A 10393-nucleotide genomic window follows, 5' to 3' on the forward strand; every position below is an offset into this window, starting at 1 on the left:
GCGCGAATGCTCCTTCCGACGTCTAGTAACTCGAATAGAGCCGAACCGGCTCGGGGGACAGACGGCTCTCGTTCTTGCGCGCGTCGAACGCATAGCGCAGGTACAGCAGCCCCGAGCTCGGCGCATAGTCATGCGAATGATCGATGCTGATGCGCGCGCCGATCACGAGATGCGGATTCACGCGGTACTGGACGATGCCGTCGACGCCGTAGAAGAACCCGACGCCCCGCGTCGATCCGCCGCCGAACACGAGGCCGCCGAGCGCCTGCGGCGGCTTCAGGCCGGGGACGTTCGGCAGCCCGTTCGGGAAATACGGCGCGTTTCTCTCGTAGCTGTTCGTCACGCCGGCCGTGACGGTCAGATCCCACGTGAGCGCGCCGCGCCGGCCGAGCCACTCGATCGGCACGCCGAGCGACAGGTAACGCTGCGGACTGTAGTAGCCGCCCTGCCCGTAGGTATAGAAACGCAGGTTGTTCGCGTAGTGCCAAGCATTGCCGACGAGGCCCGCGTCGACGCGCATGCCCGCGCGCCGGTAGACGGGCACGGTGAAGCCCGTGCGCAACGTGATCTCCGCGTTGTCGGCGACGTTGCGCCCGGTCAGCACGCCCGCGCCGACATCCGCGAAAACGTTCGCCGCGCCGACGTCGACGCTCGCGTGCACGTCGACGCCGTCGCGCCGCACGCCCCCCCACGCCGCGCCTGTCCACGGATCGCGCAAGCCCGCATACGACAGCTCGCTGCCCGTGTCGTCGGGCCGCCGCGACGCGCCGATCGAGAAGCGCGCGGGCCCGGCGCCGAATCGATATCTCACGCCGCCGACGACGTAGTGCACGGGAAAGCCGAGCGGCGTCGTGCCGACGTCGACGCGCCACGCCTCCGACTGATAGCCGACACCGAATCCGACGCCCGTCGCCGACTGATGCAGCGAGCCGGGCGGATTCACGTTCTGCGACGCGAACGCGGAATACGTCGCGAACGTGGCGAGCGCGTACGCGCTCGGGTCGCGCGTGTCGAGCGTGCCCGCGTCGAGATGCACCGCGTCGAGATGAACGAAGAAGTGGCCGTCGTAGCGATACGGCATCTGCAGATAGACGGTTCCCTGCTGCGCGTGATATTCGGAGACGCCCGCGTCGCCCGATTTGTATGCGGGAAGCCACCCCGCCTCGATTTCCGGATTGCGCCGCTGCCGCAGATCGCCCCATGCGTCTTGCGCGGGCGTCGCGCCGTCGCGGCCCGGCGCGACGCCTTCCGCGCGCTCCTGCGAGAGCGACAAGCGATAGAGCGACTCGGCTTCGCCGTAACGGCCCTCGTCCTGCGCGACGCGGCCCGCTTCGACGGTAACGTCGGCGCGCGCCGGATAGGCGATGCGAAGCGCATCGGTCACCCGCCGCGCTTCGTCCGGCCGCCGCAGCGCGGTGAACCGGCGGGCGGCGGACAGGCGGACGTCGACGTCGTCCTCCGGCGCGCGCGCGAGCACGTCGCGCACGATCGCGAGCGCGCCGTCGCGATCGCCGGCCCGCTCGAGGATGCGGGCGAGCGACAGGCGCGCGTCGGCATCGTCGGGCGCGCGCGCGAGAATCGGCGCGAGCGCGTCCCGCGCGGCCGCGTCATGGCCCTGCTCGCGCTCGAGGTCGGCCAGCTCGAGCGCATAGCGCCTGTCGGCCTTCTCTTCCGGGCTCGCGGCGTCGAGCAGCCGACGCGCCCGCGCATAGTCGCCGCGCGCGAGCGCGTCGTCCGTCTTGCGCAGCACGAGCCGCAGCGCCTGGTCGTCGACGCGCGCCTTCTGCTCGACGGTCAGATTCGGCTCGTCGCGCAGCGCGGCGAGCGCGGCGGCGAGCTCGTCGTCGCGCCCCGCGCTGCCGAGCAGATCGCCGTAGCGCAACCGCACGTCGACGTCCGCGCGCTGCGGATGCGCGGCGATCCAGTCGCGCAGCAGCGCGACGCCGCGATCGCCGTCGCCTTCGGCGATCCATTGCGCGCCGGCGGCGGCCGTCATGTCCGGATCGTCCGACGCGAGCGCCGCCGCGCGATCGAGCGCCGCGGCGGCCGCGCGCGTCTCGCCGCGCGCGTAGGCCGCACGCGCGGCGTCGATCGCCTCTCTTGCGTCGAGCTTGCGCGCGAGCACGTTCATTCCGTCGGTGCGCTCGCCGCGCGGCACCGGCGCGAGCGCCGCCTGCGCGCCCGCCGTGTCGTCGATCGACGCGAGATAGAGCGCGCTCGCGTAATGCATGTCGGATGCATCGGAAATCCCGAGCCCGTCGCGCATCACCGTCCGGCCGAGCTGAGGCAGGCCCATGTCGCGATACAAGCGCGCGAGCGCGAAACGTGTCCACGGCGCGTCGGGCGCGGCGCGCAGCGCCGCCTCGTAGCGCTCGGCCGCCGCGCCGCGCTTGCCCGCCGCCGCGAGCGCGCCCGCCTGCTGCGTGATCATGTCGGCGCGCAAGCGCGCGAGCGCGTGCCGGTCGCCCGCTGCGGAAAAACGGCGTTGCAGCGCGTCGAGCAGCGATTCGGCCTGATCGGCGCGGCCGGTTTGCTCGAGCAGCGTCGTCTCGCTGCGCACCGCCGACACGCTCGGCGCGCGCGCCGCCAGCAACTCGCGCAGCAGCGGCTCCGCGTCGCGCCAGTCGCGCCGGGCGAGCAGCGCGTCGGCAAGCATCAGTTCGGCGTCGGCCTGGCCGGGCTTCATCGCGAGCGCCGCGCGCGCCGCGCGCTCGGCGTCTTCCGTTCGGCCCTGCGCCGCAGCGGCCCGGCCTTGCGCGAGCAGGCCCCAGAAACGCGCGGTGCCGGCGAGGCTCTCCCATTTCGCGCGATTGTCGGGCGCAAGCGCGGCCGCGCGCTCGAACAGCACGCGCGCTTCGTCGTGCCGGCCTTCGCGAAGCCGCAGCAAACCGAGCCCGCCGATCGCCTCCGGATCGCGCGGCCGCGCGCGCGCCGCCTGCTCGAGCAGCGGCCGCGCCGCGTCGTCGTCGCCGCGCGCGAGCGCCTGCAAGCCGCGCCGCTGCGCGACGTAGTCCGGATCGCGCTCGAGGCGGCGCTGCGCGTCGCGCTCGCGCTCGATCGCGGCGGCCGCGTCGCCGAACTCGGCATCGTCCGGCGCGAGCGCGAGGTAGGCGCGCATCGCATCGAGATAGGCGGGATCGCGGCCCGCCGACTGCAGCACTCTGCGCCAGAGCGCGAGCACGTCCGCGCGGTCGACGTCCGGCCGCCGCGCGAGCGCCGACGCGATGCGGTTCGCCTCCGCGCGCGTATCGGCGCGCTCGTTCAGCAGCCGCACGAGCGCAAGCGTCGCGGCGACGTCGTCCGGATCGGCCGCCACGCTGCGGCGCAGCGCGTCGATCGCCTGCGCGCGGCCGTCCGGCGCGCGCGCGACGATCTGGTAATACTCCGCGCCGAGCGCGCCCGACGGCGCGCCGTGCGGAAACAGCGCGACGATCCTTCGCGCCGCTTCGTCGCCGCGCCCGCTGCGCGCGAGCAGGCGGACCTGCGCCATTTCCTCGCGGCCGCTCGTCGCGACGCGATACTCGTCCTCGATCTGACGCGTCGCCGCCGCGCCGGGCGCGACCGACCGCAGGCGCGCGAGCGCCGCCTGCGCGCCCGCGGCGTCGCCGAGGCGAAGCAGAATGCGAGCCTGCTCCGCGAGCAGCGCCGGATCGCCGGGCGCGATCAGCAGCGCCTTGCGGATCGCGTCGCGCGCGAGGTCGTCGCGGTGCTTGTTGGACCACATCCGCGCCGCCTCCAACAGACGCCTCGCGTCGGCGCGCGCGTCGGCCTGGCTCGGCGCGCGCAGGGCCGGCGGCGTCGCGGCGATCCCCGCCGTCGCCCAGACCGACGATGCGAGCCACGCGAACCGCGGCGCGAGCGCCGCCGCGCGCATCAGCGGCCCGCCGCGCACGGCTCGCTCCATCGGACGTTCAGCATGCCGTCGGCCGCGAACCGATAACGCCCGTCGCGCCAGCCGAGCCCGAACAGCGTCAGTACGGCCGTGTAATAGCCCGGCGCGGTCTCGCCGTCGAGCCGCGCGATGCGCTCGACCTGCGCGTCGCCGAGCGCGCGCTCGCCGCGCGCGTCGAGAAACGGCACCGCCGCCGCCGAAAAGCCCGCATTGCCCGCACTCGAGCCCGGCACGCCCGTCTCGGTATCGACCGTCTCCGGCGGCGCGCCGTGCGCGGCCACGTAGTTCGCGAACGGCGCGAAACGCGCGAGCAGCGGCTTCGCGAGCGGATCGTCCGCCGCGAGCATGCCCGTCCACAGATACACGCGAATCGCGTCGTACGCGCCCGCGCCGCGCGTGGCCGGATCGGCCCCGAAGCCGGCGCCCGCGCGATAGACCGTCCAGTCCGGCGCGAAGCCGCGCGGCGCGGCGTCGAGCAGCACGCGGCGCGCGCTCGAGACGAGGCGCGGCCAGCGCGCGTCGTCCGGCAGATGCGCGCCGATGCCGCGTATCACCTGCGGCGGCGAGTAGCTCGGGTTCAGCCGCCATCGGTCGCGCGCCGGCTGAAAGCCCTCCGGCCCCGGCAAAAGCGCGACGCCGAGCTCCGGTAGCGTCGCCGTCTCGTCGTCCAGCACGCGCTTCGCGAGCGCCGCGCCGCGCGCGATGTAGCTGCGCTCGCGCCATAAGCGCCCCGCCTCCAGCAGCGCGTACGCGATCCACAGATCGGCGTCGGATGCGGCGTTCGCGTCGAGCACGCGCCACGCACCGTCGCTCGCGCGGCCCCACAGCCAGGCGGGCAAATGCGCGCTCAGGTCGCCTTGCGCGAGATTGTTCTCGGTCCAGCGAAGGAGCGCGTCGAAGGCCGGCCGGTCGTTCGCGACGAGTGCGAAGAACAGGCCGTACGCCTGGCCCTCGGACACGGTCCGCTCGTCGGCCGAACCGACGTCGATCACGCGGCCGTCGATCGACATGAAATCGCGCTTGAAGCGCGCCCAGCGCGGCCAGTCCGACGCGGCCGCGCAAACGCTCGCGTCGCCCACGGCGACGGCTTGCGCGCGAACGGCGGCGGCACCCGCCACCGCCGCCGCGCCGACGAGCGCCGCCGTCGCCGTCGCCGCACGCCGCATCGGTCGGGCAAAGCCGGTGCGCCGCGTCGGGTCGATCGGCTCGCGGGCCATCCGTCAGCTCCTGCGGCGCCGCTCGGCGATCCGCTGCAGCACGCCGAACGCGGCGAGCGTGAGCAGCAGGCCGGCGAGCACGCCCGAGATGCCGAGCAGCAGCGGATGCTTCGCCGCGTGGCCCCAGAGCCGTTCGTACCACGACACATAGCCGACGATGTAGGTGTCGTTCACCCGCATGCTGTCCACCGCATCCGCCCGGACGAGCGCGAGATCGCCCTGCACCTGCGCGACGAGCCCGGGCTTGTCGAACACGTCGAGCAGATCGCCCAGGCGCTGCGCGTCGGTCGCCGTCAGCGCGACGACGCTGCGCCCGCGGCTGCCGGGCAGCTCGAAGCCGAGCAGCGCGCCGAGCGCGCCGCGCTGCCTTCCCGCCGCCTGTCGCCGACACGCCAGCGCTCCGTCACCGCGAACGCGGCGGGCACCATGCCGTCGGCGGGCCGCGCGCCGAAGACGACCGGCAACGCCGCGCGCCAGCGGTCGAGCAGCGGAAACGACGAGCCGCCGTCGACGACGAGCAGATCCTTGTCGACGAGCCCCGCCGCGTCGCGCTCGCGCGCGAGCGCGACGCGCAGCGCCGGAAAGCCCGTCCATTCGCCCATGTGGCCGAGCATCGCGAGGAACGCTTCGATTTCCTGGGGCGACGGCGCATCCGCGATCACGACCGCCGTTTGCGAAAGGTCCGCGTAGCGCGTGAACGGAAACCCGCTATTCGCGAAATACGCGAGATTCGGCAACTCCGCGTAATGAACGAAGTGCGAGAAATCGATCGTCGAATCCGGATCGATCGCCGCGCGCTGCGGCTGCGACGCGACGCCCGAACACCAGCCGGTCTGCTGCGAATCGAGATTGAAGCGCAACTGCAACTGGTTGGCGCTGCCGACGCGGAACGCGGGGATGTCGACGGCACTCGTCCTGCGCGCGTCCGGATCGGACAGCAGCGGCAGTTGCAATCGTCCGCGCGCGTCGTCGGCCGACGCGAGCGGAAGACGGTACGACTTGACGAGTTGCTCGTTGATCTCGACCGACAGCGTCGAGTTGTTCGGCACCGTCGGCGCCGTGTAACGATAGCGCAGCAGCAGCGGCACGCCCGCCCCGCTCCACGAATGCAGATCGGCCGGCAGACGCAGGTTCAGCCGGATCGGATCGGGTGCGCTGCCGCGCACTTCGAGCGCGTCGGGCTGCTCGGCGAGCTCTCTGAACGCGACGGGCCGCGTCACGGGCAGCCAGCGCGGCGCGTCGTACGGCTTGCGCGGCGGGCCGGCATCGACCCGCGCGATCCGCGCCCACGGCCCGGACAGCGCCGCCTTGCCGAGCACGAGCGCACGAACCGCTTCGTCGACTTCGGCCGCGGTGCGCCCGGTGACGACGAGCAGCTTCTTGTCCGCGGCAGACGGATTGTCGGCGACGATCAGCATCGGGCCGTCGATCGCCGGCAGGCTCAACCCGGCAGGCAGCGCGGACGCAATGCCGACGACCACCGCGTGCGCGCCGGCAGGCGGCGCCGACGCGAGCGGAAAGCGCGCGTGACGGTAACTCGCGAGCGCGCCGAACCACGACGCGAGCACGCCCGCGCTGCGCAGCGTCGCGTCGTCGGGCGCCGCGGGCAGTACGAAAGGCAGCGTCAGCCGATCGTTGTCGCGCCGATCGAAGAACGGCACCGGCAGCAGCGCGAGATCGTTCGGCAGGCGCATCGCCTCCTCGTCGAGGATCAATTCGCTCGACGGGCTGACGTCGGCCCACAGCGACGAATGATTCGGGTCCTCGCAATGATCGAGCGTGTAGTGCGCAACGAGATGCAGGCCGATCTGATTGAAATCGCTGAGCAAGCGCGAATCGATCGGAACGTCCTGCGTGACGGTGCGGCCCGCGCGCTCCGGCGCGAACGGCACGGTCGCGACGGCTTCGCCGTTGACCGTCACTTTCAGATGCGAAACGGCAAACACGAGCGCCGGCGAATACGCATAAACGAGGCGCAGCCGTGCGGCATTGACCACTCGATCGAGCCGCACGCCGGCGTTGACGACGCGCGTCGCGTCGACGCCTCGGAACTTGAGCACGTCGTATGCGCCGAGCGACGAGAACGGCAGGTGCGCTTCCGATCGCGCTTGCGATTGCGCTTGCGATTGCGCCTGCGAGGCGCGACCGTCGGCAACGCCGGCGTCCGGACGCCGGGACGCGGAGAAGTCCGCAGCGGACGCGGGCGCCGGCGCCGGCGCGGCTTCGGCGATTTGAAGCGCCGCCGCCATGGTCGACGCGACGGCGGCAGACGCGAGCGCCGCCCGCAATCGTTCGCGAAGCCGCCGTCGCGTGGCGCATCGGTCTTCTGCAGAAAATCCCAGATTGCGCATTGATTTATTTTTAATTCAACGAAATGCAACAATTGGAGCGAATTAGATAATCAGCATCATGATTGCCGAATCGACACCGAATATCTCGTAAGCGTCATGCCGATTCGAAAATCGGAATCGATTCCCTCGCCTCTTCGGCGCTGCAAAACGGATCTGCTTCAACTTTTATAATTCATCCGGTCTCACTGTGTGAGCAATATTTTTGTCTCGATTTTCCCGGTTGCAAGACGGGCGTGCATGACGTTCTCGCCGCGATGCCGCGACGAACGACGGGCGCCGCTTCGAATCGCCGCCGAAATCGCCAACGCTCGTGAACCTCATCGCGGCCGAGGCGGCGCGGCGGGTCATCAGGCGCGGCGTCCCGCGAGCGAAGCGGCGGACCGCCTGGGGAATTCGACCTGGAGCCGGCATCGCCGGGCCACGAGCCGCCGGCAATCTTTTGCTGAACGAATCGAGCGTCGCGCGCAATCGACCGCGTTTTTTGCAATTGAAACCGGCATCGCGACATGTCGTCGCAAAGCGTAGCGATCCGAAATTTCCATTGCGTATTTTTCGGGCAATGCTGCCGAGACGCGCGTTCATCAGCGCGCGTGCGTCGAGCATTCGATGCGGCGGCGCTGTCGCGTGTCGAACGTGCATTCCGTTTGCGATGCCGATCCAGAAAACCCTCCGCCACGCGCGCAACGCCGCTACCACGCGCCGATCAGCCGATATCCCTCGCCCGCTTCCGTCACGATGTGCTCCGGACGCCCAGGGTCGCGCTCCAGCTTCTGGCGCAAATGCCCCACGTAGACGCGCAGGTAATGCTGATCCTGCATGTGAGACGGCCCCCATATCTCCGTCAGCAACTGGTCATGCGTCAGCAATCGTCCGGCGTGCCGGGCCAGCAACGCGAGCAGCCGATATTCCGTGCGGCTCAAGTGCACGACCCCGCCCTCGCGCATCACGCTCCGCTCGCCGAGATCGATCGTGACGCCGCCGAAGCGCACGACGACGCCGCGATGACGAGGATTGCCGGTCAGCCGCCGCAGACGCGCGTGGATGCGTGCGATCAATTCCGGCACCCCGAACGGCTTCGTCAGATAATCGTCCGCTCCGGCATTCAGCGCGGCCACCTTGTCGGATTCCCGATCCCGCGACGACAGGACGATCAGCGGCGCACGCGACGCGCGGCGAATCTCCCCGATCAGGTCCATGCCGTCGACATCCGGCAAGTTGACGTCGACGATCAGGAGGTCCGGATGCCGCCGCGCGACCTCGTCGAGCCCTCGTGCGCCCGTGCCGGCATCGTAGACGGCGAAGCCCTCGTGCGTGAGCGCCGCGCGCACGAAGTGACGGATGCAGGTTTCGCCGTCGATCAGCATGACGGTAGCGGTCGGCCCGCTCATGCTCGACCTTGTCGAATCGCTCGAGTCGACCGCGCGTGGCCGGCAGCCGGCGAAAATATCATGTCGTTGCCACCTCTCCAGGCTCATGCGCGGCAGACGACGTTGCGTCGAGCCCGCCGCGTTCGGTTCGCGTTCGCGCCGCCGATCTCCGGATGCCGTCGCGCCCGACACTCGCCGTCGCCGCGCGACGGCCCGCTCGCCGGCCCCGCGCGCGACGCCCGGCCTGGAGCGCCCTGCCGGATCGCTCACGACGGCCCGCCATCGATCGCCGGTCAGCGCATCGGCTTCGCTTCGTCGAGCGCCAGGTTCAGCTTCAACACGTTGACGCGCGGTTCGCCCAGCACGCCGAGCTGGCGCCCGCTCGTGCCGCCGGCAATCAGGCGGCTGACCTGATCGACGGACAAGCCCCGCGCTTTCGCCACCCGCTCCGCCTGATAGGCCGCCGCGGCCGGCGTGATCTCCGGATCGAGGCCGCTGCCCGACGACGTGACGAGATCCACCGGAATCGGCTTCGACACGTCCGTTCCCGCGGCCTTGAGCGCGTCGATCCGCCCTTTCGCTTCTTCGGCGAGCGCCGGGTTCGTGGGCCCGAGATTCGAGCCGTTCGATCCCTGCGCGTTGTACGGATTCGGCGTGGTCGCCGACAGACGCCCCCAGAAATACTGCGGCGCATCGAACTGCTGACCGATGACGGCCGAGCCGATCGCCCTTGCGTCGCGCGTGAGCAGGCTGCCGTTCGCCTGCCACGGAAACACGGCCTGCCCGATCCCGGTCACGACGAGCGGATAGAGGCCGCCCGTGATCAGCGTCAGCGCGGCGAACAGCACGAGCACCGGCCGAATCAGCGTCTTCATGATGTCGCTCCCCCGTTATGCCCAACCGAGCGCGGTCAGGATCACGTCGATCAGCTTGATGAACGGGAACGGCAACAGAATGCCGCCGAGCCCGTAGATCAGCAGATTGCGGCGCAGCAGCGCCGACGCGCCGAGCGGGCGATACTTCACGCCCTTCAACGCGAGCGGGATCAGCGCGACGATGATGAGCGCATTGAAGATCACCGCGGACAGGATCGCCGACGACGGCGACGTCAGACGCATGATGTCCAGCACGCCCAACTGCGGATACGTGGTCGCGAACGCCGCCGGAATGATCGCGAAATACTTCGCGACGTCGTTCGCGATCGAGAACGTCGTGAGCGAGCCGCGCGTCATCAGCATCTGCTTGCCGATCTCGACGACTTCGATCAGCTTCGTCGGATTCGAGTCGAGATCCACCATGTTGCCCGCTTCCTTCGCCGCTTGCGTGCCCGTGTTCATCGCGACGGCCACGTCCGCCTGCGCGAGCGCCGGCGCGTCGTTCGTGCCGTCGCCCGTCATCGCGACGAGCCGCCCTTGCGCCTGATGCTCGCGAATCGTCGTGAGCTTCGTTTCCGGCGTCGCCTCGGACAGGAAATCGTCGACGCCCGCCTCCGCCGCGATCGCCGCGGCGGTGAGCCGGTTGTCGCCCGTCACCATGATGGTCTTGATGCCCATCTTGCGCAGCTCG

6 protein-coding genes and 1 pseudogene are annotated in these 10393 nt (G+C 70.7%); all 7 read right to left on the bottom strand.

Annotation, left to right across the window (positions count from 1 at the left end):
* Positions 1-22: 22 nt before the first annotated feature.
* A complete protein-coding gene (locus X946_RS19645; protein ID WP_081989846.1) occupies positions 23-3904 on the bottom strand; it encodes a cellulose synthase subunit BcsC-related outer membrane protein in 3882 nt (1293 codons plus the stop codon).
* On the bottom strand, positions 3874-5109 hold the full coding sequence (gene bcsZ / locus X946_RS19650; protein WP_081989848.1) for a cellulose synthase complex periplasmic endoglucanase BcsZ: 1236 nt from the start codon (positions 5107-5109) through the stop codon (positions 3874-3876). The genes X946_RS19645 and bcsZ overlap by 31 nt, the downstream gene beginning before the upstream one ends.
* 3 nt (positions 5110-5112) lie before the next feature.
* Positions 5113-7358, bottom strand: a pseudogene (bcsB, locus tag X946_RS19655) (cellulose biosynthesis cyclic di-GMP-binding regulatory protein BcsB).
* Positions 7359-7625: 267 nt separating this feature from the next.
* On the bottom strand, positions 7626-8063 hold the full coding sequence (locus tag X946_RS34170; protein WP_152611752.1) for a hypothetical protein: 438 nt from the start codon (positions 8061-8063) through the stop codon (positions 7626-7628).
* Positions 8064-8149: 86 nt separating this feature from the next.
* The gene (locus X946_RS19660) at positions 8150-8848 is read right to left on the bottom strand and encodes a response regulator (protein WP_038750975.1); all 699 of its coding nucleotides are present in this window, start codon (positions 8846-8848) and stop codon (positions 8150-8152) included.
* A 272-nt stretch (positions 8849-9120) separates the two neighbouring features.
* Positions 9121-9702 carry a potassium-transporting ATPase subunit KdpC gene (kdpC, locus tag X946_RS19665; RefSeq protein WP_038750976.1) on the bottom strand — a complete coding sequence of 194 codons (582 nt, stop codon included), beginning with the start codon at positions 9700-9702 and terminating at the stop codon, positions 9121-9123.
* Between the two features lie 15 nt (positions 9703-9717).
* Positions 9718-10393 (bottom strand): HAD-IC family P-type ATPase (locus X946_RS19670; protein WP_152611753.1); only part of this gene is annotated, 676 nt, incomplete at its 5' end.

Source organism: Burkholderia sp. ABCPW 111 (genome assembly GCF_000773065.1).
Lineage (GTDB): Bacteria > Pseudomonadota > Gammaproteobacteria > Burkholderiales > Burkholderiaceae > Burkholderia > Burkholderia savannae.